Here is a 21,945-nt window from a genome sequence, read left to right as displayed (position 1 = left end):
CCCTCGCGCCGCGCCTTCTTCCTGGGAGGCCGCGCATGAACCTGGTCGCCCCCGGCGGTCTGGCCCACCTGGCGGGCGCCCTGCGCTTCACGCCAGGCGCGCCGCCGCCGCACAGCCTGCAGAGCACGCGCCAGGACTGGGCCGCGCGCATGGGCCACGGCGTGCCGCCGGCGCGCCTGCCCGGGCTCATGGCCAGCCTGTTCAACCTGTGCAGCCACGCGCACCGCCTGTGTTGCCAGCTCGCCATCGGCGCGGCCGCGCCCGGCCTGCTGCCGCCGCCCCAGGCCGTGGCCGAGCGCCTGCGCCGCGAGACCGCGGCCGAGCACCTCCGCCGCATCGGGCTGGACTGGCCGCGCCTGCTCGCACCGGGTGACGCGCCCACCGCGGCCCAGGCCGCCGCCGCGCTGCGCGGCTGCCCCTGGCCCGCGCAGGACGACCCCGCCCCCTGGCCCGCGCTGCGCCACTGGCTGCAGCACGCGCTGCTGCGCATGCCCGCGAGCGACTGGCTCGCGGCCTGGCAGGCCGGCGGCACCGACTGGCTCGACACCTGGGCCCAGCGCCACGAACAGTGGCTGCCCCTGCTGCTGCGCCGCGCCCACAGCGCCGACGCCTTCGCCCCGCTCGCGCACGAGACCGCGCTGCGCCCGCACGCCCACCCGCCCAGCCTGTGCATGCTGGGCGCCACGCTCGCGCACAAGCCCGCCTTCGCGCTGCGCCCGCTGTGGCACGGCGCCTGCGCCCACACCGGCCCCTGGAGCCGCCTCGGTGCCGTGGCCGACGGCGTGCCGCTCACGCCCTGGGCGCTGCTGGGCACCCGCATCGCCGAGCTGGTGCGCCTCGCGATCGACGGCGGCGACGCCTGCCTGGACTGGGGCGCCGTGGCCACCGGCCCCCGGCGCGGCCTGGCCTGGGTGGAGATGGCGCGCGGCCTGCTGGTGCACCAGGTCGAGGTGGACCCCGAGGCGCAGCGCGTGCTGGCCTGCCGCGTGGTCGCGCCGACCGAATGGAACTTCCACCCGCAAGGCGAGGTGGCGCAGCGCCTGGCGCGGCTCGACCCCGAGCTGCCCGACTGCGCGATCGCGCGGCGTGTGAACCTGCTGGTGGCCGCCTTCGACCCCTGCGTGCCTTTCGCCATCGAACACCTCGCGCGCGCCCCGGAGGTGGACCATGCATGAGGCCAGCCTCGCCGGCGGCGTGCTCCAGCTGGTGGAGGACACGGCCGCGCGCGAAGGCTTCCAGCGCCTGCTCGCGCTGCGGCTCGAGGCCGGCCAGCTCGCGGGCGTGGACGTGCGCGCGCTGCGCTTCGCGCTCGAAGCCCTCGCCCCCGGCACGCTGCTCGAAGGCGCGGCGATCGAGATCGAAGAACCCCCGGGCCAGGCCTGGTGCCTGGGTTGTTCGCAGACCGTGGCCCTGGCCCAGCGCGGCGACGCCTGCCCGGCTTGCGGCAGTTTCCATTTGCAGCCGAGCACCGGCACCGAATTGCGTGTGCTCGACATGCAGGTGGCCGATGATTGAACCCCCACGAAAACAGGAGACCGACCATGTGTGTCGTATGTGGATGCAGTGACCATGTCGAGGGCGCCGCCGTGGCCGCGCCGGCCGCGCTGCAGGTGAACCCCGCGAATGGCGACCTGCACTTCGGTGCCGGTGCCGCGCGCGTCTCGGTGCCCGGCATGAGCCAGGCGCGCGCCATCAAGCTGGAGACCGACATCCTCGGCGCCAACAACCGCGTGGCCGCGCACAACCGCGCGCACTTCCACGCGCACGGCGTGACCGCGCTCAACCTGGTGTCCAGCCCGGGCTCGGGCAAGACCACGCTGCTGTGCGCCACCATCGAGGCGCTCAAGGCGCGCGCGCCCGGCCTGCACGTGGCGGTGATCGAGGGCGACCAGCAGACCAGCTTCGACGCCGACCGCATCCGCGCCACCGGCGCGCCCGCGATCCAGGTCAACACCGGCAAGGGCTGCCACCTCGACGCGCCCATGGTGGCCGAGGCCTTCGCGCGGCTGCACTCGCACCACGGTGATCACCATGACCACGATCACCACCATCACCACCACGGCGAACACAGCCTGCTGTTCATCGAGAACGTGGGCAACCTGGTGTGCCCCGCCGTGTGGGACCTGGGCGAGGCCGCCAAGGTGGCCATCCTCTCGGTGACCGAGGGCGAGGACAAGCCGCTGAAGTACCCCGACATGTTCGCCGCCGCCTCGCTGATGGTGCTCAACAAGACCGACCTGCTGCCGCACGTGCGCTTCGATGTGGCGCGCTGCATCGAGCTCGCGCGGCGCGTGAACCCGGGCATCGAGGTGATCCAGCTCAGCGCCACCACCGGCGACGGCATGGACGCCTGGCTGCACTGGCTGGACCACCAGATGCACCACGACCACGATCACCACGTCCACGCATGATGGCCACCACCCCCGTGCTCGCCTGCGGCGCCTGGCTGAAGAACGCCGCGTGCCTGCTCGACGCGCAGGGCCGGGCCCACTGGACGGCGGTGCACGGCGACCTGAGCGACCCCGCCGCCTGCGCCGCGCTCGAAGCCTCGGCCCGCGCGCTGCTGCAGCAGCACGGCCCGGTGGCCGCGGTGGCGCACGACCTGCACCCGGACTTCTTCAGCAGCCGCCTGGCGATGGACCTCGCCGAATCGCTGGGCGTGCCCGCCATCGGTGTGCAGCACCACCACGCGCACATCGCGGCCGTGGTGGCCGAACACGGCATCGAAGGCCCGGTGATCGGCCTCGCGCTCGACGGCGTGGGCCTGGGCGACGACGGTGCCGCCTGGGGCGGCGAACTGCTGCTCGTGGACGGCGCGGATTGCCAGCGCCTGGGCCACCTGCACCCGCTGGCCCTGCCCGGCGGCGACCGCGCCGCGCGCGAGCCCTGGCGCATGGCCGCCAGCGCCCTGCACGCGCTGGGCCGGGGCGCGGAGACCGTGCCACGCTTCGCCCCCGTGGTCGGCCAGGCCACGGCCAGCGGCGTGCAGCAGATGCTGGCGCGCGGGCTGAACTGCCCGCCCACCAGCAGCGCCGGGCGCTGGTTCGACGCCGCCGCCGCCGCACTGGGCCTGAGCGTGCGCCAGACCGAGGAGGCCGAGGCCGCCATCGCGCTCGAAGCCGCCGCCGCGCGCTGGCTCGCCTTGCACCCGGCGCAGCCACCCCTGCCCGCCTCGCTGGTGGACCTGCTCACCGACGCCCTGCCCGACGGCCAGCGCCGGCTCGACCTGCGCGGCCTGTTCGCCGCGCTGCTCGACGTGCGCACCGACCGCGTGGACGAGGCGGCGGCGGGTTTTCACATCGCGCTGGCCGATGCGCTGGCGCACTGGGCCACGCGCGCCGCGCACGACCACGGCAGCACCACCATGTGCCTGGGCGGCGGCTGCTTCTTCAACCGCCTGCTGCGCGAGCGCGTGACCGAGCGCCTGCGCGGCGCCGGCCTCGGCGTGCACCTGCCCGGCCAGCACGGCTGCGGCGACGCCGGGCTGGCCCTGGGCCAGGCCTGGGCGGCCGCGCGCCAGCTCGAATCCCCCGCTTCCGTTCAGACAACGCCCCACGAAAAGGAAACCGAACCATGTGCCTAGCCATCCCCGCGCGGCTGGTGGAGCTGCGGCCCAACGACCAGGCGGTGGTCGATCTCGGCGGCATCCGCAAGGAGATCTCCATCGCCCTGGTGGCCGATGTGGAGGTCGGCGACTACGTGATCGTGCACGTGGGCCACGCCATCGGCACCATCGACCCCGAAGAGGCGGAGCGCACGCTGGCGCTGTTCGCCGAGATGGCGGCCCTGAATGCGGAGGTCCAGCCGTGAAATACATCGACGAATTCCGCGACGGTGACATCGCCCAGCAGCTGGGTGTGCGCATCGCCGCCGAAGCCCGCCCCGACCGAACCTACAGCTTCATGGAATTCTGCGGCGGCCACACGCACGCGATCTCGCGCTACGGCGTGATGGAGCTGCTGCCGCCCAACGTGAAGATGGTGCACGGCCCGGGCTGCCCGGTCTGCGTGCTGCCGATCGGCCGCATCGACCAGGCGATCGGCCTGGCGCTCGCGCAGGGCGCCATCGTCTGCACCTACGGCGACACCATGCGCGTGCCGGCGTCGGAAAGCCTTTCCTTGATCCGCGCCAAGGCGCGCGGTGGCGACATCCGCATGGTGTACTCGGCCGCCGATGCCTTGGCGCTGGCGCGCCAGAACCCGCAGCGCGAGGTGGTCTTCTTCGCCATCGGCTTCGAGACCACCACGCCGCCGACCGCGCTCACGATCCAGCTCGCGCAGCGCGAAGGCCTCACCAACTTCAGCGTGCTGTGCTGCCACGTGCTCACGCCTTCGGCCATCACCCACATCCTGGAGTCGCCCGAGGTGCGCGAGTACGGCACCGTGCCCATCGACGGTTTCGTGGGCCCGGCGCACGTGAGCATCGTGATCGGCGCCGGCCCCTACGAGCACTTCGCCGAGGAGTACCGCAAGCCGGTGGTGATCGCCGGCTTCGAGCCGCTGGACGTGATGCAGGCCATCCTGATGCTGGTGCGCCAGGTCAACGAAGGCCGCGCCCACGTGGAAAACCAGTTCAAGCGCGCCGTCACCAGCGAAGGCAACCTCAAGGCGCAGGCGCTCGTGTCCGAGGTGTTCGAGCTGCGGCCCAGCTTCGAGTGGCGCGGCCTGGGCGAGGTGCCCTACAGCGCGCTGAAGATCCGCGAGGCATATGCCGAATTCGACGCCGAGCGCCGCTTCGCGCTGACCTACCGCCCGGTGGCCGACAACAAGGCCTGCGAGTGCGGCGCGATCCTGCGCGGCGTGAAGAAGCCGACCGACTGCAAGATCTTCGGCACCGTGTGCACGCCCGAGAACCCGGTGGGCTCGTGCATGGTGTCCAGCGAAGGCGCCTGCGCCGCGCATTACGCCTATGGGCGTTTTCGAGATGTACAGGCGGTCACCCCCTGCGCCGCTTCGCGGCTTCCCCCTCTCTCGCCTTCGGCGGGAGGGGGACGGCACCCGAGGCCCGGCAAAGCCGGTTCCTCGGTGCCTCTGGATGGCGCTCCGGAGGCTTTGGAAAGCTGACATGAAAAAAGACTACACGCGACCACTGGACATCAAACACGGTCGCATCGACATGGGCCACGGCGCGGGCGGCAAGGCCGCCGCGCAGCTGATCGAAGAGCTGTTTCTCGCCGCCTTCGACAACCCCTGGCTGCGCCAGGGCGACGACGGCGCGGTGCTGCCCCTGCCCGCGCTCGACCCCGGCCAGGGCCGGCTGGTGGTCGCCACCGACGGCCACGTGGTCTCGCCGCTGTTCTTCCCCGGCGGCGACGTGGGCTGCCTCTCGGTGCACGGCACCGTCAACGACGTGGCCATGTCCGGCGCCACGCCGCTGTGGCTGAGCGCGAGCTTCATCCTGGAAGAAGGCTTCCCGCTGATCGAGCTGCAGCGCGTGGTGCACTCCATGGCACAGGCCGCGCGGGACGCGGGCGTGCCCATCGTCACCGGCGACACCAAGGTGGTGGAAAAAGGCAAGGGCGACGGCGTGTTCATCAGCACCACCGGCATCGGCGTGCTGCCGCCGGGCGTGGACATCAGCGGGCGCAACGCGCGCGCGGGCGACGTGCTGCTGCTCTCCGGCACCATCGGCGACCACGGCGTGGCCGTGCTCTCGCAGCGCGAATCGCTGGCCTTCGAGACCACCATCGAAAGCGACACCGCCGCCTTGCACACGCTGGTGGCGGCCATGCTCGCGGCCGCGCCGGGCGCGGTGCGCGTGCTGCGCGACCCCACGCGCGGCGGCCTGGCCACCACGCTCAACGAGATCGCGCGCCAGTCCGGCGTGGGCATGCTGCTGCAGGAGGCCGCCATCCCCGTGCGGCCGCAGGTGGACGCGGCCTGCGAGCTGCTCGGGCTGGACCCGCTCTACGTGGCCAACGAAGGCAAGCTGGTCGCTGTGTGCGCGCCCGAGGCGGCCGAGGCCGTGCTCGCGGCCATGCGCGCCCACCCGCTGGGCACGGATGCCGCGCGCATCGGCGAGGTGACGGCCGACCCGCACCACTTCGTGCAGATGGCCACGCGCTTCGGCGGTCGGCGCGTCGTCGATTGGTTGAGTGGCGAGCAGTTGCCGCGGATCTGCTGATGCCATGAACGCCCCGGCCCCTGCTGGCCTGCGCATCCTGCTGCTGTGCCACAGCTTCAACAGCCTCACGCAGCGGCTGTTCGCCGAGCTGCGCGCGCGCGGCCACCGGGTGAGCGTGGAGCTGGACATCAACGACCGCGTGACCGAAGAGGCGGTGACCCTGTTCCAGCCCGAGCTGCTGATCGCGCCGTTCCTGAAGCGCCGCATCCCGGCCAGCGTGTGGCAGGCACTGCCTTGCCTGGTGGTGCACCCCGGCCCGCCGGGCGACCAGGGGCCGAACGCGCTGGACTGGGCGGTGCTGCGCGGCGAGCGCGACTGGGGCGTGACCGTGCTGCAGGCCAACGCCGAGTTCGACGCGGGCCCGGTGTGGGCGCACGCGGCCTTTCCCTTGCGCCAGGCGGCCAAGGGCAGCCTGTACCGGCGCGAGGTCACGCAGGCCGCGCTCGCCGCCACCCTGGCCGCGGTGCAGCGCTTTGCCGATGGCGAGCGCACGGGCGAACCACCGCCGCCCGCGTCATGGCGCCCCGCGATGCGCCAGGCCGACCGCGCCATTCACTGGGCGCAGCACACCACGGCGGAGGTGCTCGCGCGCCTGCGCTGCGCCGACGGCCAGCCCGGCGTGCTCGACGCGCTCTGGGGCCAGGCCTGCCACCTGATGGACGGGCACGCGGCGTCCGGCGCGGCGATGGCGGGTTTCGCGCACGCGGCACCGGGTGAGCTGCTGGCCCAGCGCGACGGCGCGCTGCTGCGCCGCACGCGCGACGGCGGCGTGTGGATCGGCCATGTGCGCCGCGTGGGCGAAGCCGCCGGTTTCAAGCAGGCGGCGGCACAGGCCTTCGCCGCCGAGGCCGCCGCCTTGCCCGAGCTGCCCGCGCCGCTGCAACGGCCCGAGGACGAATGGGGCGAGCTGCGCTACAGCGAGCACGGCCCCGAGGGCGCGCGCGTGGGCTGCCTGCATTTCGACTTCCACAACGGCGCCATGTCCACCGCTCGCTGCGAGCGCCTGCGCGCGGCCTGGCTGGCGGTGCGCGAGCGGCCGGTGAACGTGCTGCTGCTGATGGGCGGCGAGGACTTCTTCAGCAACGGCATCGACCTCAACGCCATCGAGGCCGCCGCCCACCGCAGCGGCGACAGCGCGGCCGACGCCTCGTGGCGCAACATCCAGGCCATGAACGACCTGGCCCTGTCGGTGATCGAGACCACCGACCGCCTCACGGTGAGCCTGCTGCGCGGCAACGCGGGCGCGGGCGGCGCCTTCCTCGCGCTCGCGGCCGACGAGGTGTGGGCGCACGAGGGCGTGGTGCTCAACCCGCACTACAAGAACATGGGCAACCTGTACGGCTCGGAGTACTGGACCTACCTGCTGCCACGCCGCCTGGGCGAGGCCGGTGCGCAGGCGCTCATGCGCCAGCGCACGCCGCTGCGCGCGCTCGACGCCTGGCACCTGACGCTGATCGACCACTGCGACGGAACGGGACGCGAGGGCTTCGAAGACCGCTGTCTGCAGCGCGCGCTGGCGCTCGCCGCCTCCTACAATCTGCCGCAGAGGCTGGCGGCCAAACAGGCCACCCGCGAGCGCGACGAAGCGCGCCGCCCGCTGGCCCACCACCGCGAACAGGAACTCGCGCGCATGCACCGCAACTTCTACGGCTTCGACCCCAGCTACCACGTGGCGCGCCACCATTTCGTGCACAAGCTGCCGCACGCGTGGACGCCCCGGCACCTCGCCTTGCACCGATGAACGCGCCCTTCCCCGCCGACGTGCTGCCCACCGTGCTGGTGGTGGACGACGAGGTGCGCTCGCAGGACGCGATGCGCCGCACGCTGGACGAGGACTTCACCGTGTTCACCGCCAGCAGCGCCGAGGAGGCGCGCGGCCTGCTCGAACGCCAGCCGGTGAGCGTGATCCTGTGCGACCAGCGCATGCCTGGCATGACGGGGGTGAGCTTCCTCAAGGAAGTGCGCGAGCGCTGGCCCGACGCGGTGCGCATGGTGATCTCGGGCTACACCGACAGCGAAGACATCATCGCCGGCATCAACGAGGCCGGCATCTACCAGTACATCCTCAAGCCCTGGGCGCCCGACCACCTGCTGGACTCGGTGCGCAACGCGGTCGAAGCGCAGGCCCTGCAGCGCCAGACCAGCCGGCTCGACCTGGAGCTGCGCACCAGCACCGGCGTGCTGCGCCAGCGCACCGCCACGCAGATCGACCGCGCGCGCGCCAGCTTCGGTTTCGACCGCCTGGTGCGCGCCCCCGGCAGCCCGCTGGACGGCGTGTGCGCCATGGCGCAGCGCGTGGCGCGCTACGACCTCTCGGTGCTGGTGCTCGGCGAATCGGGCACCGGCAAGGAGCTGCTGGCGCGCGCGATCCACTACGCCTCGCCGCGCCTGACCGGCCCCTTCGTGGTGGAGAACTGCGCGGCCATTCCCGACACGCTGCTGGAGTCCGAGCTGTTCGGCCACAAGCGCGGCGCCTTCACCGGCGCCTACGAAGACCACCCCGGCCTGTTCCAGCGCGCGCACGGGGGCACGGTGTTCCTCGACGAGATCGGCGAGACCTCGCCGGCCTTCCAGGTGAAGCTGCTGCGCGTGCTGCAGGAAGGCGAGGTGCGGCCCGTGGGCGGCGCGCGACCGGTGCCGGTGGACGTGCGCGTGATCGCCGCCACCCACCGCGACCTGGAGCAGCGCGTGCGCGAAGGCCTGTTCCGCGAAGACCTCTACTACCGCCTCGCGGGCGTGAGCATCACCGTGCCGCCGCTGCGCGAGCGCGCGGCCGACATCGCGCCCATCGCCCGCCAGCTGCTGCAGGACGTGGCGCGCGAACTCGGCCACCCCGGCGCCACCCTGCCCGACGCCACACTGGCCTGTCTGCTGGCCTACCCCTGGCCCGGCAACATCCGCGAGCTGCGCAACGAGATCGCGCGCGCGCTCGCGCTGCAGGACGGCAGCGCGCTCGACGCCGCCGCGTTTTCGGGGCGCGTGCTGCAGGGCCATGGCAATGGCGGTGACGACCTGCAGGCCGCGCTGCCCACCAGCGGCACCCTGGCCGAGCGGCTGGACGTGATCGAAGCCATGGTGCTGCGCGAGACGCTGCAGCGGCACCGCTGGAACAAGACCCGCGTGGCGCAGGAGCTGGGCCTCTCGCGCGTGGGCCTGCGCGGCAAGATGCAGCGCCTGGGATTGGAGAAATGACATGGCACTGAACGTCCTGTGGTTGCAATCCGGTGGGTGTGGTGGCTGCAGCATGTCGCTGCTGTGCGCCGACACCACCGACTTCCAGGGCCACCTGCGCGACGCGGGTGTGAACCTGCTGTGGCACCCCTCGCTCTCGATGGAAAGCGGCGACGAGCTGCTGGACCTGCTGGACGCGGTGCTCGATGGCCGCACGCGGCTCGATGCGCTGTGCGTGGAAGGCTCGCTGCTGCGCGGGCCCAACGGCACCGGCCGCTTCCACATGCTGGCCGGCACGCAGCTGCCGATGATCGAATGGGTGAAACGCCTGAGCGCGCGCGCCAAGCACGTGCTGGCCGTGGGCAGTTGCGCGGCCTGGGGCGGCATCACGGCGGGCGGCGACAACCCCACCGACGCCTGCGGCCTGCAGTACGAGGACGACGAAGCCGGCGGCCTGCTGGGCGCAGCCTTCCGCTCGGCCAGCGGCCTGCCGGTGATCAACATCGCGGGCTGCCCCACGCACCCGAGCTGGGTGATCGACACGCTGATGGCGCTGGCCGCCGACGGCTTCGGCGCCGGCGAGCTCGACCCGCTGAACCGCCCGCGCTTCTACGCCGACCAGCTGGTGCACCACGGCTGCACGCGCAACGAGTACTACGAGTTCAAGGCCAGCGCGGAAAAGCCGTCGGACCTGGGCTGCATGATGGAGCACATGGGCTGCAAGGGCACGCAGGTGCACGCCGACTGCAACACGCGGCTGTGGAACGGCGAGGGCTCGTGCACGCGCGGGGGTTATGCCTGCATCGCCTGCACCGAGCCCGGCTTCCAGGAGCCGGGCCACCCCTTCCACGAAACGCCCAAGCTCGCCGGCATCCCCATCGGCCTGCCCACCGACATGCCCAAGGCCTGGTTCGTCGCGCTGGCCTCGCTCTCCAAGAGCGCCACGCCCAAGCGCGTGAAGCACAACGCCGTGGCCGACCACCTGGTGGTGACGCCGGCCATCCGGAAGACCCGCCTCAAATGAGCCGTCTTCTGGTCGGTCCTTTCAACCGCGTCGAGGGTGATCTCGAAGTCCAGCTCGACGTGCAGGGCGACCGTGTGGCCTCGGCCCAGGTCAACGCCACCATGTACCGGGGTTTCGAGCAGATCCTGCAGGGCAAGGCGCCGCACGACGCGCTGGTGTACGTGCCACGCATCTGCGGCATCTGCTCGGTGTCGCAGTCGGTCGCCTCGGCGCGCGCGCTGGCCGCGCTCGGCGGCATCACCATGCCGGCCAACGGCCAGCACGCGAGCAACGTGATCCTGGCGACCGAGAACCTGGCCGACCACCTCACGCACTTCTACCTGTTCTTCATGCCGGACTTCACGCGCCCGGTGTACGCGGCCCACGCCTGGCACGCCGAGGCGGTGCGCCGCTTCGCGCCGAACCATGGCGAGCAGGTGCGCGCGGCCACCGCCGCGCGGCAGCGCTGGCTCACGCTGCTGGGCACGCTGGGTGGCAAGTGGCCGCACACGCAGTCCATCGAGCCGGGCGGCTCCACGCGGCCGATCGACGCGGCCGAACGCGTGCGCCTGCTCTCGCGCGTGCGCGAGTTCCGCGCCTTCCTGGAGCGCCAGCTGTTCGCCACGCCGCTGGAGGCCGTGACCGCCATCGCCACCGAAGACGCGCTGTGGGACTGGCACGCGCGGGACCCGCTGGGCGGCGACCTGCGCTTCTTCCTCACGCTGGTGCGCGACCTGCAATTGCAGACCCTGGGCCCCGGCCCGGGGCGTTACCTGAGCTACGGCGCCTACGCCCAGCCCGAGGGCGGCTTCGCCCTGCCCGGTGGCGTGTGGCGGGCCGACACCGCGCGGCTCGACGCGGTGGACGCGGCGGCCATCACCGAGGACGCCACGCACGCCTGGCTGGCCGACGGCGCCGGCCCGCTGCACCCACTGGTGGGGCAGACGAAACCCGACCCCGACAAGGCGCGCGGCTACACCTGGAACAAGGCGCCGCGCCTGGCCGGCGAAGTGGTGGAGACCGGCGCGATCGCGCGCCAGCTCGCGGCCGGCCATCTGCTGGTGCGCGACGCCGTGGCGCGGCACGGCGGCAACGTCTACACCCGCGTGCTGGCGCGCGCGCTCGAACTCGCGCGCGTGGTGCCGCTGATGGAGGACTGGCTGGGCGCGCTGCGGCCCACCGAGCCATTCTGCGTGCCCTCGGACCTGCCCGACGAGGGCAGCGGCATGGGCCTGTCGGAAGCGGCGCGCGGCAGCCTGGGTCATTGGGTCGTGGTGCGGCGCGGGCGCATCGCCAACTACCAGATCGTCGCGCCCACGAGCTGGAATTTTTCGCCGCGCGACGCGGCCGGCACACCGGGCGCGCTGGAGCAGGCGCTGGTGAACGCGCCGGTGCGCGAGGGCGAGAAGACGCCGGTGGCCGTGCAGCACATCGTGCGCTCCTTCGACCCCTGCATGGTCTGCACGGTGCACTAGATGGCCACGAAAAAAGCGCGCGCCAAGAGTCCCTTGCCCACCGTGCCGATGGAGGGCGTGGACGAGTCCACCTGGATGGACGTGATCCAGAAGATGGACGAGGTCTACACCCGCCTGATCGACGACGAGGTGGAGCTGGAGAAGAAGAACACCGAGCTGGAGCAGTCGCAGCAGTTCATCTTCAGCGTGCTGACCTCGATGTCGGACGTGCTGGTGGTGTGCGACGCGAACGGGGTGATCGAACAGGCCAACGCGGCGCTGTGCGAGCTGACCGGCCGCCCCGAGGAACAACTCAGCGGCACGCCGCTGTACGCCTTGCTGGCCGACGACGCGAGCCGGGAGCTGGCGCGCGCGGCCATGGAGAAGGCCGACGCGCCGCGCGCGGGCGAGGCGATCGAGCTCAACCTGCTGGACCGCCAGGGCCAGGCCGTGTCGGTGGACGCGAACTGCACGCCACGCATCGGCGACAAGGGCCGGCGCGTGGGCACGGTGTGGGTGGGCCGGCCCACGGCCGAACTCAAGCGCGCGTACCACGAGATGCGCGCCGCGCACGAGGCCCTCAAGCGCACGCAGCAGCAGCTGCTGCACTCGGAGAAGATGGCCTCGCTGGGCCAGCTGGTGGCCGGCGTGGCGCACGAGCTCAACAACCCGATCAGCTTCGTGCTGGGCAATGTGCACGCGCTCAGCAAGTACAGCGAGCGGCTGCGCAGCTACCTGGCCGCGATGCACGCGCACGAGCCCGAGGCGGTGCTGGACGAGATGCGGCGCAAGCTGCGCATCGAGCACCTGCTGGCGGACCTGCCTTCGCTGATCGAGGGCACGCTGGAAGGCGCGCAGCGCACGGCCGACATCGTGCACGGGCTCAAGCGCTTCTCGGCCATGGACTCGGAAGAGCGCAAGCCGGTGAACCTGGTGGAGGTGATCGAGCGCGCGATCCACTGGGTGCAGAAGGGCCGCTCGGCGCCGGTGGAGGTGCAATGGCAGGCCGGCGACACCTGCACCGTGATGGGCAGCGCGGGCCAGCTGCAGCAGGTGATGATGAACCTGCTGCAGAACGGCTTCGACGCCGTGGGCCAGCGCGAGGCGCCGCGCATCGTGGTGTCGCTGGAGCGCGCGGACGGCACCGTGCGCGTGACGCTGCGCGACAACGGCCCGGGCATCCCGCCCGAGCACCTGCTGCGCATCTTCGACCCCTTCTTCACCACCAAGCCGGTGGGCAAGGGCACCGGCCTGGGCCTGTCGATCAGCTACGGCATCGTGGAGCAGCACGGCGGGCGGCTGAGCGCGCGCAATGCCGAAGGCGGTGGCGCGGAGTTCGTGCTCGAGCTGCCTCAGGCATAAGCCTCGGCCATCGCGTCCAGCGACACCGGTTTCATCTTCCCCGCCTGCCCTGCGCTGCCAAACGCCTCGAAGCGCTCGCGGCACACGCCGCGCGCGGCCTTCTTCGCCGCCAGCAGCGCCTTGCGCGGGTCGAACTCGCTGCGCTCCTTCGCGAAGGTCTGGCGCATGGCGCCGGTCATGGCCAGGCGGATGTCGGTGTCGATGTTGACCTTGCGCACGCCGTTCTGGATGCCGCGCCGGATCTCTTCCACCGGCACGCCGTAGGTTTCCTTGATGTCGCCGCCGTGCTCGCGGATGATGGCCAGCCACTCCTGCGGCACGCTGGAGCTGCCGTGCATCACCAGGTGGGTGTTGGGCACGCGGGCGTGGATGGCGGCGATGCGGTCGATCGCGAGGATGTCGCCGGTGGGCTGGCGCGTGAACTTGTAGGCGCCGTGGCTGGTGCCGATGGCGATGGCCAGCGCGTCCACGCCGGTGCGGCGCACGAAGTCCTCGGCCTGCTCGGGGTCGGTGAGCATCATGTCGTGCGTGAGCTTGCCGGCCGCGCCCACGCCGTCTTCTTCGCCGGCTTCGCCGGTTTCGAGCGAACCGAGGCAACCGAGTTCACCTTCCACCGACACACCGACGGCGTGCGCGAGCTCGCAGACGCGGCGCGTCACCGCGAGGTTGTAGTCGTAGGTGGCGGGCGTCTTGCCGTCCTCGCGCAGGGAGCCGTCCATCATCACGCTGGTGAAGCCCGAGCGGATGGACTGCATGCACACGGCCGGCGTGGCGCCGTGGTCCTGGTGCAGCACCACGGGCAGGTCGGGGTGGGCTTCCACCGCCGCCAGCACCATGTGGCGCAGGTAGGCCTCGCCCGCGTACTTGCGCGCGCCCGCCGAGGCCTGCAGGATCACCGGGCTGTCGGTCTCCTGCGCGGCCTCCATGATGGCCAGGATCTGTTCGAGGTTGTTGACGTTGAAGGCGGGCACGCCGTAGCCGTGTTCGGCCGCGTGGTCCAGCACCTGGCGAAGGGAAACGAGCGCCATGGGAAAGCTCCTGGATGAAGTGAAAAGGAAAAAAAGTCAGGCCGCGCGGCGTTCGAGGATCTCGAAGGCCGGCAGGGTCTTGCCTTCGAGCACCTCGAGGAAGGCGCCACCGCCGGTGGAGATGTAGCCCACGTCCTTCTCGATGCCGTACTTGGCGATGGCGGCCAGCGTGTCGCCACCACCGGCGATGCTGAACGCGCTGCTCTTCGCAATGGCGTCCGCAATCGTCTTGGTGCCGCCCTCGAAGGCCGCGAACTCGAACACGCCCACCGGGCCGTTCCACACGATGGTGCCGGCCTGCATCAGCTGCGCCGCCAGCTTCTGGGCCGTCTCCGGGCCGATGTCCAGGATCAGGTCGTCGTCGGCCACCTCCGTGGCCTTCTTCACCGTGGCCGGCGCGTCGGCCGCGAAGGCCTTGGCCGTGACCACGTCGGTGGGGATCGGCACCTCGGCGCCGCGCGCCTTCATGGCCTCGATCACCGCCTTGGCCTCGCCCACCAGGTCGGCCTCGGCCAGGCTCTTGCCGATCTTCAGGCCCGCGGCCAGCATGAAGGTGTTGGCGATGCCACCACCCACGATCAGGTTGTCCACGTTGTTGGCCAGGCTCTTGAGGATGGTCAGCTTGGTGCTGACCTTGCTGCCGGCCACGATGGCCACCAGCGGGCGCTTCGGGGCCGCGAGCGCCTTGGCAATCGCATCCATCTCGGCGGCCAGCAGCGGGCCGGCCGAGGCGATGGGCGCGGTCTCGGCGATGCCGTAGGTCGTGCCTTCGGCGCGATGGGCGGTGCCGAAGGCGTCGTGCACGAAGATGTCGCACAGGGCGCCGAGCTTCTTCGCCAGTTCGGGGCTGTTCTTCTTCTCGCCCACGTTGAGGCGGCAGTTCTCCAGCAGCACGACCTCGCCAGGGGCGACGGAGAAGTCGCCGTCGATCCAGTTGGCGACCAGGCGCACCGGGCGGTCCAGCAGCTCGCCCAGGCGCGCGGCCACGGGGGCCAGCGAGTCCTCGGGCTTGAAGGCGCCTTCGGTGGGGCGGCCCAGGTGGCTGGTGACCATCACGGCCGCGCCGGCGTCCAGCGCCATCTGGATGGCCGGCAGGCTCGCGCGGATGCGCGTGTCTTCGGTGATCTCGCCACCCGGCGACAAGGGCACGTTGAGGTCCGCACGGATGAAGATCCGCTTGCCGCGCGCGAAGCCGCTCGCGCACACGTCATGGAAACGCAGCGCGCTCATGCGCGACCGCCCACGACGCGCGCCATCTCCAGGCACTTGTTGGAGTAGCCCCATTCGTTGTCGTACCAGCTCACGACCTTGATGAAGGTCTTGTCCAGCGCGATGCCGGCGTCCGCGTCGAAGATCGAGGTTCGCGTGTCGCCCCGGAAATCGGTCGCCACCACCTTGTCCGTCGTGTAGCCCAGCACGCCCTTCAAGGCACCTTCGCTCTGCGCCTTCATCTCCGCGCAGATCTCTTCGTACGTCGCGTCCTTGTTCAGCTCCACCGTCAGGTCCACCACCGACACATCGGAGGTCGGTACCCGGAAGCTCATGCCCGTGAGCTTCTTGTTGAGCTCGGGAATCACCACGCCCACGGCCTTGGCCGCGCCCGTGCTGCTGGGGATGATGTTCTCCAGGATGCCGCGGCCACCGCGCCAGTCCTTGTTGCTCGGGCCGTCCACCGTCTTCTGCGTGGCCGTGGCCGCGTGCACCGTGGTCATCAGGCCGCGCTTGATGCCCCACTTGTCGTTGAGCACCTTGGCGATCGGCGCCAGGCAGTTGGTGGTGCACGAGGCGTTGGAGATGATGGCCTCGCCCTTGTAGGTCTTGTCGTTCACGCCGAAGACGAACATGGGGGTGTCGTCCTTGGAAGGTGCCGAGAGGATGACCTTCTTCGCGCCCGCGTCCAGGTGCTTCTGGGCCGTGACCTTGTCCAGGAACAGGCCGGTGGATTCGATGACGACGTCGGCGCCGACTTCGTTCCATTTGAGGTTGGCGGGATCGCGCTCCTGCGTCAGGCGGATCTTCTTGCCGTTGACGATCAGCGTGTTGCCTTCGACCGAGACCGTGCCCTTGAAGCGGCCGTGCACGCTGTCGTACTGCAGCATGTAGGCCAGGTAGTCGGGCTCGAGCAGGTCGTTGATCGCCACCACTTCAATGTCGCTGAAGTTCTGGATGGCGCTGCGCAGCACGTTGCGGCCGATGCGGCCGAAGCCGTTGATGCCGAGGCGGAGGGGAGTTTTCTGTGTCATGGGGGTTCAGTTCAGCAGGGCGGAGAGGTCGGGAATCACGCGGTCGGGCGCGCAGGCGGTGATGGGCTCGCCCATGTTGTAGCCATAGGGCAGGGCCCAGACGCGCACGCCGGCGTTGCGCGCGGTGGCCACGTCGATGGACGAATCGCCCACGAAGAGCGCGCGCTCGGGCGGCACCTGGAACAGCGCCAGGCAGCTGTGGATGCCGGCCGGATCGGGCTTCTTGGTGGGCAGGGTGTCGCCGCTGATCACACGGTGAAACAGGGGCGCGAGGCGGTGCGCGTCCATCACGGTGGCGGTGTAGCGGCTTTCCTTGTTGGTGACCACGGCGAGTTTCACGCCGCGTTCGCGCAGGGCGGTGAGGGTTTCGCGCACCTGGGGGTAGAGCTGGCTGCGCGTGCCGCAGCGGCGCTGGTAGTGGCGGTCGAACTCGGCGGCGATCAGCGGCAAGGCGCTGCTGGCGCGCACTGCGGCCACCTCGGTCTTGCCGGCCGAGGCCAGGGCCTGGATCAGCAGCTCGCGCGTGCCGTGGCCGATCCAGCGCTCCACCTGCACCGGCGAGACGGCGGGCAGGTCGAAGCGCACCAGGGTGTCGTTGACGGCGTCGCCGATCTCGCCGGCGGTGGCAACCAGGGTGCCGTCGAGGTCGAACATCGCCAGGTCGATGGCGCTCATGGTGAAACCTCCGTGCTGCGCACTGCGGTGCGAGCTGGCTTGGGGCGGCCCGGCGCGGCGCTCATGCGGCCTCCGCCTCGATGCCGGCCCGCACACGGGGGCGCGGGTGCAGCAGCGCGCGCACCTCGTCGGCCACGCGCGCCGCGGTGATGCCGAAGTGCGCGTACAGGTCTTTCGCGGGAGCCGATTCGCCGAAGCTGCTCATGCCCACGACACGGCCCGTGCGGCCCACGTACTTGCGCCAGAAGTCGGGGTGCGCGGCCTCCACCGCCACGGCGGGCAGCGCGGGCGGCAACACGGCGTCCTGCCAGGCGGTGTCCTGCCGGTCGAACACGCTGGTGCTGGGCATGGAGATCACGCGCGTGGCGATGCCCTCGGCCGCGAGCGCGGTCTGCGCCTGCAGGGCCAGCACCGTTTCGGAACCGGTGGCGACGATGAGGGCCTGCGCGCCCGGCATGTCCGAGAGCACGTAACCGCCGCGCTGGATGGCGGTGGCGCGGGTCTCGTCGCCCAGCGGCGGCAGGTTCTGGCGCGAGAGCGCGAGCGCGGTGGGGCCGTCGCGGCGCTGCAGGGCGTGGGCCCAGGCCACGGCGGTTTCCAGCGCATCGCCGGGGCGCCACACGTCCAGCCCCGGGATGAGGCGCAGGCTGGGCACGTGCTCCACCGGCTGGTGGGTCGGGCCGTCTTCGCCCAGGCCGATGGAATCGTGCGTGAAGACGTGGATCACCTGCAGCTTCATCAGCGCGGCCATGCGCACCGCGTTGCGGCTGTAGTCGCTGAAGGCGAGGAAGGTACCGCCGTAGGGGATGAAGCCGCCATGCAGCGCCAGACCGTTCATGATCGCGGCCATGCCGAACTCGCGCACGCCGTAGCTCAGGTGGTTGCCGCCGGTGAAGCGCCCGGCCTTGTCGGGGCCGGCGGTGACGCAGCCCTTGAAGTTCGTGAGGTTGGAGCTGGTGAGGTCGGCGCTGCCACCGAAGATTTCGGGCAGTTGCGGCGCCAGGGCGTCAAGCGCGAGCTGGCTGGCCTTGCGCGTGGCGACGGCGTCGGTGCGCCGGCCCAGCGACGCAACGAGCGCGGGCAGGCCGTCGGCGAAACCCTCGGGCAGTTCGCCGACCAGGCGGCGGTCGAACTCGGCGGCCTCGGCCGGGTAGGCCTCGCGGTAGGCGGCGAAGCGCGCCTGCCAGTCGGCTTCGAGCGCGTGGCCGCGTTCGGTGGCGTTCCAGGCGGCGGCGATGTCGGCCGGGATCTCGAACGGCGCGGCGGTCCAGCCCAGGGCCTCGCGCGTGGCCTGCACTTCGGCCGCACCGAGCGCGGCGCCGTGCACGTCGTGGCTGCCCTGTTTGTGGGGTGCGCCCTTGCCGATGATGGTCTTGCAGCAGATCAGCGTGGGCTTGCCTTCGGCCTGTGCGCTGGCGCTGCGCGCGCGGCGCAGCGCCGCGTCGATCGCGCCGGCGTCGTGGCCGTCCACCGTGACCACCTGCCAGCCGTAGGCGGCGAAGCGGCGCGGCGTGTCGTCGGTGAACCAGCCCTGCACGTGGCCGTCGATGGAGATGCCGTTGTCGTCGTAGAGCGCCACCAGTTTCGACAGGCGCAGCGTGCCGGCGAGCGAGCAGGCTTCGTGGCTGATGCCTTCCATCAGGCAGCCGTCGCCCAGGAACACGTAGGTGTGGTGGTCCACGATGGCGTGGCCCGGCCGGTTGTACTCGGTGGCGAGCAGCTTCTCGGCCAGCGCCATGCCGACGGCGTTGGCCAGGCCCTGGCCGAGCGGGCCGGTGGTGGTTTCCACGCCGGGCGTCACACCGACCTCGGGGTGACCGGCGGTCTTGCTGTGCAGGCGGCGGAACTGGCGCAGGTCGTCCATCGACAGGTCGTAACCCGTGAGGTGCAGCAGCGCGTAGAGCAGCATGGAGCCGTGGCCGTTGGAGAGCACGAAGCGGTCGCGGTCGAACCAGTTCGGGTTGGCCGGGTGGTGGCGCAGGTGGCGGTTCCAGAGCACCTCGGCGATGTCGGCCATGCCCATGGGCGCGCCGGGGTGGCCGGACTGCGCGGCCTCCACCGCGTCCACCGCGAGCAGGCGGATCGCGTTGGCCATGCGGCGCGCGAGGTCGAGGTTCGGGGGTTGGCGCGCGCTCATGCGAACGCCCTTTGTTTGCGCTCCATCATGCGCCAGATGAAGGGCGTGAAGATCAGCTGCATCGCCAGCTCCATCTTGCCGCCGGGCACCACGATGGTGTTGGCGCGCGACATGAAGGAGTCGTGCACCATGCTCAGCAGGTACTGGAAGTCGATGCCCTTGGGCTTGGCGAAGCGGATCACGACGAAGCTCTCGTCGGGCGCCGGGATCTCGCGCGCGATGAAGGGGTTGGAGGTGTCCACGCAGGGCACGCGCTGGAAGTTGACGTGCGTGTGCGCGAACTGCGGGCAGATGTAGTTCACGTAGTCGGGCATGCGGCGCAGGATGGTGTCGGTGACGGCCTCGGTGCTGTAGCCGCGCTTGGACTTGTCGCGCCAGAGCTTCTGGATCCATTCGAGGTTGATCACGGGCACGACACCGATGAGCAGGTCGGGGTGCTGGGCGATGTTGACTTCGGGCGTGACCACGGCGCCGTGCAGGCCTTCGTAGAACAGCAGGTCGGTGTCCTGGGGCAGCTCCTGCCAGGGCGTGAAGGTGCCGGGCGCCTGTTTCCAGGGCGCGGCCTCTTCGGCGTCGTGCAGGTACTTGCGCGACTGGCCGGTGCCGCTGCGGCCGTAGCTGGCGAACAGCGCCTCCAGCTCGGGGAACAGGTTGTTCTCGGGGCCGAAGTGGCTGAAGTGGCCGTTGCCCGCGCGCTCGGCCTCGGCCTGGCGCAGCTTCATTTGCTGACGGTCGTGGCGGTGGAAGCTGTCGCCTTCGATGATGGCGGCGGTGACGCCTTCGCGGCGGAAGATGTTCTCGAAGGTGCGGGTGACCGAGGTGGTTCCCGCGCCCGACGAGCCGGTGATGGCGATGATGGGGTGGCGCTCAGACATGGTGATGTCCCGTGGAGTTGAAGAATCGGGTCAGACGCGGAACAGGCTGCGCTCGTGGAACAGGGGGTTGTCCAGGTCTTTGCGCGCCGGCGGCTCGGCGTGGTAGCGCTCGATGCGCTCGACCTCGTGCTTCGAGCCGAACACCAGGCCGATGCGCTGGTGCAGGCCCTCGGGCTGCACGCCCAGCATGGGCACGCGCCCGGTGCTGGCGCGGCCGCCGGCCTGCTCCATGATGAATCCGATGGGGTTGGCTTCGTACAGCAGGCGCAGGCGGCCGGGCTTGGCAGGGTCCTTGCTGTCGCGCGGGTAGAGGAAGACACCGCCGCGCATGAGGATGCGGTGCGCCTCGGCCACCATGCTGGCGATCCAGCGCATGTTGAAGTCCTTGGCGCGCGGGCCGGTCTTGCCCGCCAGGCACTCGTCCACGTAGCGCTTGACCGGCGCTTCCCAGAAGCGGCTGTTGGAGGCGTTGATGGCGAACTCCTGCGTGTCGGCGGGCACGGTGAGCTCGGGGTGGGTGAGCATGAACTCGCCCAGGTTGGGGTCGAGGGTGAAGCCGGTCACGCCGTTGCCCACGGTGAGCACGAACATGGTGGTGGGGCCGTAAAGCGCGTAGCCGGCGGCCACCTGCTGCGTGCCGGGCTGCAGGAAGTCGCCCTCGGTGACTTCGCGGTCCTCGCTGGCCGGCGCGCGCAGCACCGAGAAGATGCTGCCCACGGAGACGTTCACGTCGATGTTGCTGGAGCCGTCGAGCGGGTCGAACACCAGCAGGTACTTGCCGCGCGGGTAGGTGCCCGGGATCTGGTACGGCGCGTCCATTTCCTCGGAGGCCATGCCCGCGAGGTGGCCGCCCCACTCGGTGATGCGCAGAAAGTAATCGTTGCTCAGCACGTCCAGCTTCTTCTGCGTCTCGCCCTGCACGTTGACCGAGCCGCCGGCGGCGGCGGCGTGGTTGCCCAGCACGTCGCCCAAAGCCCCGAAAGCGACGGCGCGCGCGATGGCCTTGCAGGCCATGGCCACGTCGAGAATGAGGGCGTTGAAATCGCCGCTGGCTTCGGGGAAGCGGCGGCGTTCTTCGATGAGGTACTGGGTGAGGGTCTTGCGGCCGGTCAGTGGCATGGCGTGGTTCTCCGCGGGGCGTTGCTGGAATGGAAGTCCGGGGTGGTGGCGGCGTGGCGCATCGCGCTCATGACGCCGTGGTAGCCGCCCGCCGCGTCGGCGGCGCCGAAGATGGCGCTGCCGGCCACGCAGATGTCGGCGCCGGCCTGGACGATCTCGCCGATGTTGTCCAGCTTCACGCCGCCGTCCACCTCCAGCCAGATCGGCTGGCCGCCGGTGGCGGTGTGGGCGTCGATGCGGCGGCGCGCCTCGCGCAGCTTGTGCAGGGTGTGGGGAATGAAGGCCTGGCCGCCGAAGCCCGGGTTCACGCTCATGAGCAGCACCAGGTCCAGTCTGTCCATGACGTGCTCCATCCAGGCCAGCGGCGTGGCGGGATTGAGCGCGAGGCCGGCCTTGCAGCCGTGCGCGCGGATCAGCTGCAGCGTGCGGTCCACGTGGCGCGAGGCCTCGGGGTGGAAGGTGATGCAGTTGGCGCCGGCCTTGGCGAACAGCGGGACCAGCGCATCCACCGGCTCCACCATGAGGTGCACGTCGATGGGGATCTGCACGTGCGGGCGAATGGCTTCGCAGACCTGCGGGCCGATGGTGAGGTTGGGCACGTAGTGGTTGTCCATCACGTCGAAATGCACGAAGTCGGCGCCGGCGGCTTCGATGGCGCGCACCTCCTCGCCCAGGCGCGCGAAATCGGCCGAGAGGATGGAGGGCGCCAGGCGCACGCTGGGCGACGGGGTGAACTTGGGCGGGCGGGACATCGT

General features: G+C 71.1%; 20 protein-coding genes. 12 read left to right on the top strand and 8 right to left on the bottom strand.

Translation table 11 applies throughout. The features are described from left to right. Positions 1-35: 35 nt before the first annotated feature. Genes AC3WPZ_RS24425 through AC3WPZ_RS24370 form a run of 12 tightly spaced genes read left to right on the top strand, consistent with a single transcriptional unit; the run spans position 36 to position 13,113 of the window. Positions 36-1,175, top strand: a complete 1,140-nt coding sequence (locus AC3WPZ_RS24425) for a hypothetical protein (RefSeq protein ID WP_492442006.1) — start codon at positions 36-38, stop codon at positions 1,173-1,175. Beyond that, positions 1,168-1,515, top strand: a complete 348-nt coding sequence (locus AC3WPZ_RS24420) for a hydrogenase maturation nickel metallochaperone HypA/HybF (RefSeq protein WP_492442004.1) — start codon at positions 1,168-1,170, stop codon at positions 1,513-1,515. The genes AC3WPZ_RS24425 and AC3WPZ_RS24420 overlap by 8 nt, the downstream gene beginning before the upstream one ends. A gap of 26 nt (positions 1,516-1,541) precedes the next feature. Then, positions 1,542-2,411, top strand: coding sequence for a hydrogenase nickel incorporation protein HypB (gene hypB, locus AC3WPZ_RS24415; RefSeq protein WP_492442002.1), 870 nt, complete (start codon positions 1,542-1,544; stop codon positions 2,409-2,411). Next, positions 2,408-3,583, top strand: a complete 1,176-nt coding sequence (locus AC3WPZ_RS24410) for a Kae1-like domain-containing protein (protein WP_492442000.1) — start codon at positions 2,408-2,410, stop codon at positions 3,581-3,583. The genes hypB and AC3WPZ_RS24410 overlap by 4 nt, the downstream gene beginning before the upstream one ends. Further along, complete coding sequence (locus AC3WPZ_RS24405) at positions 3,574-3,810, top strand: HypC/HybG/HupF family hydrogenase formation chaperone (protein ID WP_444688776.1); 237 nt, start codon at positions 3,574-3,576, stop codon at positions 3,808-3,810. The genes AC3WPZ_RS24410 and AC3WPZ_RS24405 overlap by 10 nt, the downstream gene beginning before the upstream one ends. Then, a complete protein-coding gene (gene hypD / locus AC3WPZ_RS24400; RefSeq protein WP_492441997.1) occupies positions 3,807-5,063 on the top strand; it encodes a hydrogenase formation protein HypD in 1,257 nt (418 codons plus the stop codon). Before AC3WPZ_RS24405 ends, hypD begins: the two co-directional genes overlap by 4 nt. A 1-nt stretch (position 5,064) precedes the next feature. Beyond that, positions 5,065-6,123, top strand: coding sequence for a hydrogenase expression/formation protein HypE (hypE, locus tag AC3WPZ_RS24395; RefSeq protein ID WP_492441995.1), 1,059 nt, complete (start codon positions 5,065-5,067; stop codon positions 6,121-6,123). A 4-nt stretch (positions 6,124-6,127) separates the two neighbouring features. Next, positions 6,128-7,864, top strand: coding sequence for an enoyl-CoA hydratase-related protein (locus tag AC3WPZ_RS24390; protein ID WP_492441993.1), 1,737 nt, complete (start codon positions 6,128-6,130; stop codon positions 7,862-7,864). Further along, positions 7,861-9,315: a sigma-54-dependent transcriptional regulator gene (locus tag AC3WPZ_RS24385; RefSeq protein WP_492434476.1), complete on the top strand. Its 1,455-nt coding sequence runs from the start codon at positions 7,861-7,863 to the stop codon at positions 9,313-9,315. Before AC3WPZ_RS24390 ends, AC3WPZ_RS24385 begins: the two co-directional genes overlap by 4 nt. A 1-nt stretch (position 9,316) precedes the next feature. Beyond that, positions 9,317-10,318, top strand: coding sequence for an NADH-quinone oxidoreductase subunit B family protein (locus AC3WPZ_RS24380; RefSeq protein ID WP_382322566.1), 1,002 nt, complete (start codon positions 9,317-9,319; stop codon positions 10,316-10,318). After that, entirely contained in the window at positions 10,315-11,772 is a 1,458-nt protein-coding gene (locus AC3WPZ_RS24375) for a nickel-dependent hydrogenase large subunit (RefSeq protein ID WP_492441991.1), read from the top strand. The genes AC3WPZ_RS24380 and AC3WPZ_RS24375 overlap by 4 nt, the downstream gene beginning before the upstream one ends. Further along, positions 11,773-13,113 carry a sensor histidine kinase gene (locus tag AC3WPZ_RS24370; RefSeq protein ID WP_492441989.1) on the top strand — a complete coding sequence of 447 codons (1,341 nt, stop codon included), beginning with the start codon at positions 11,773-11,775 and terminating at the stop codon, positions 13,111-13,113. Here the strand turns inward: AC3WPZ_RS24370 and fba are convergent. From fba to rpe, 8 genes are all read right to left on the bottom strand, one after another. Continuing rightward, a complete protein-coding gene (gene fba / locus AC3WPZ_RS24365) occupies positions 13,104-14,141 on the bottom strand; it encodes a class II fructose-bisphosphate aldolase (RefSeq protein WP_492441988.1) in 1,038 nt (345 codons plus the stop codon). The two genes, AC3WPZ_RS24370 and fba, sit on opposite strands and share 10 nt — an antisense overlap. Before the next feature lie 36 nt (positions 14,142-14,177). Next, on the bottom strand, positions 14,178-15,371 hold the full coding sequence (locus tag AC3WPZ_RS24360) for a phosphoglycerate kinase (protein WP_492441986.1): 1,194 nt from the start codon (positions 15,369-15,371) through the stop codon (positions 14,178-14,180). Next, positions 15,368-16,384 (bottom strand): type I glyceraldehyde-3-phosphate dehydrogenase, encoded by a 1,017-nt coding sequence (gene gap, locus AC3WPZ_RS24355; RefSeq protein WP_492441984.1) that lies wholly within the window; start codon positions 16,382-16,384, stop codon positions 15,368-15,370. Before gap ends, AC3WPZ_RS24360 begins: the two co-directional genes overlap by 4 nt. A 6-nt stretch (positions 16,385-16,390) precedes the next feature. Continuing rightward, positions 16,391-17,059 carry an HAD-IA family hydrolase gene (locus AC3WPZ_RS24350; protein WP_382322572.1) on the bottom strand — a complete coding sequence of 223 codons (669 nt, stop codon included), beginning with the start codon at positions 17,057-17,059 and terminating at the stop codon, positions 16,391-16,393. A 61-nt stretch (positions 17,060-17,120) separates the two neighbouring features. Further along, a complete protein-coding gene (gene tkt / locus AC3WPZ_RS24345; protein ID WP_492441982.1) occupies positions 17,121-19,196 on the bottom strand; it encodes a transketolase in 2,076 nt (691 codons plus the stop codon). Then, positions 19,193-20,071, bottom strand: a complete 879-nt coding sequence (locus tag AC3WPZ_RS24340) for a phosphoribulokinase (protein WP_382322574.1) — start codon at positions 20,069-20,071, stop codon at positions 19,193-19,195. The genes tkt and AC3WPZ_RS24340 overlap by 4 nt, the downstream gene beginning before the upstream one ends. Positions 20,072-20,101: 30 nt before the next feature. Continuing rightward, a complete protein-coding gene (locus AC3WPZ_RS24335; RefSeq protein WP_492441980.1) occupies positions 20,102-21,190 on the bottom strand; it encodes a class 1 fructose-bisphosphatase in 1,089 nt (362 codons plus the stop codon). Next, positions 21,181-21,942, bottom strand: coding sequence for a ribulose-phosphate 3-epimerase (rpe, locus tag AC3WPZ_RS24330; RefSeq protein WP_382322576.1), 762 nt, complete (start codon positions 21,940-21,942; stop codon positions 21,181-21,183). The genes AC3WPZ_RS24335 and rpe overlap by 10 nt, the downstream gene beginning before the upstream one ends. Positions 21,943-21,945: the final 3 nt, after the last annotated feature.

Source organism: Hydrogenophaga sp. FW305-3-2-15-A-LB1, from assembly GCF_058787875.1.
The sequence above is the reverse complement of the archived record's forward strand: the minus strand, read 5'-3'. Positions and strand labels throughout refer to the sequence as shown.

Bases quoted from the DNA above. Each gene is read 5' to 3' on its own strand.
- AC3WPZ_RS24425 (WP_492442006.1), top strand. From the start codon at position 36: ATGAACCTGGTCGCCCCCGGCGGTCTGGCCCACCTGGCGGGCGCCCTG.
- AC3WPZ_RS24420 (WP_492442004.1), top strand. From the start codon at position 1,168: ATGCATGAGGCCAGCCTCGCCGGCGGCGTGCTCCAGCTGGTGGAGGAC.
- hypB (WP_492442002.1), top strand. From the start codon at position 1,542: ATGTGTGTCGTATGTGGATGCAGTGACCATGTCGAGGGCGCCGCCGTG.
- AC3WPZ_RS24410 (WP_492442000.1), top strand. From the start codon at position 2,408: ATGATGGCCACCACCCCCGTGCTCGCCTGCGGCGCCTGGCTGAAGAAC.
- AC3WPZ_RS24405 (WP_444688776.1), top strand. From the start codon at position 3,574: ATGTGCCTAGCCATCCCCGCGCGGCTGGTGGAGCTGCGGCCCAACGAC.
- hypE (WP_492441995.1), top strand. From the start codon at position 5,065: ATGAAAAAAGACTACACGCGACCACTGGACATCAAACACGGTCGCATC.
- AC3WPZ_RS24390 (WP_492441993.1), top strand. From the start codon at position 6,128: ATGAACGCCCCGGCCCCTGCTGGCCTGCGCATCCTGCTGCTGTGCCAC.
- AC3WPZ_RS24385 (WP_492434476.1), top strand. From the start codon at position 7,861: ATGAACGCGCCCTTCCCCGCCGACGTGCTGCCCACCGTGCTGGTGGTG.
- AC3WPZ_RS24380 (WP_382322566.1), top strand. From the start codon at position 9,317: ATGGCACTGAACGTCCTGTGGTTGCAATCCGGTGGGTGTGGTGGCTGC.
- AC3WPZ_RS24375 (WP_492441991.1), top strand. From the start codon at position 10,315: ATGAGCCGTCTTCTGGTCGGTCCTTTCAACCGCGTCGAGGGTGATCTC.
- AC3WPZ_RS24370 (WP_492441989.1), top strand. From the start codon at position 11,773: ATGGCCACGAAAAAAGCGCGCGCCAAGAGTCCCTTGCCCACCGTGCCG.
- fba (WP_492441988.1), bottom strand. From the start codon at position 14,141: ATGGCGCTCGTTTCCCTTCGCCAGGTGCTGGACCACGCGGCCGAACAC.
- AC3WPZ_RS24360 (WP_492441986.1), bottom strand. From the start codon at position 15,371: ATGAGCGCGCTGCGTTTCCATGACGTGTGCGCGAGCGGCTTCGCGCGC.
- gap (WP_492441984.1), bottom strand. From the start codon at position 16,384: ATGACACAGAAAACTCCCCTCCGCCTCGGCATCAACGGCTTCGGCCGC.
- AC3WPZ_RS24350 (WP_382322572.1), bottom strand. From the start codon at position 17,059: ATGAGCGCCATCGACCTGGCGATGTTCGACCTCGACGGCACCCTGGTT.
- tkt (WP_492441982.1), bottom strand. From the start codon at position 19,196: ATGAGCGCGCGCCAACCCCCGAACCTCGACCTCGCGCGCCGCATGGCC.
- AC3WPZ_RS24340 (WP_382322574.1), bottom strand. From the start codon at position 20,071: ATGTCTGAGCGCCACCCCATCATCGCCATCACCGGCTCGTCGGGCGCG.
- AC3WPZ_RS24335 (WP_492441980.1), bottom strand. From the start codon at position 21,190: ATGCCACTGACCGGCCGCAAGACCCTCACCCAGTACCTCATCGAAGAA.
- rpe (WP_382322576.1), bottom strand. From the start codon at position 21,942: ATGTCCCGCCCGCCCAAGTTCACCCCGTCGCCCAGCGTGCGCCTGGCG.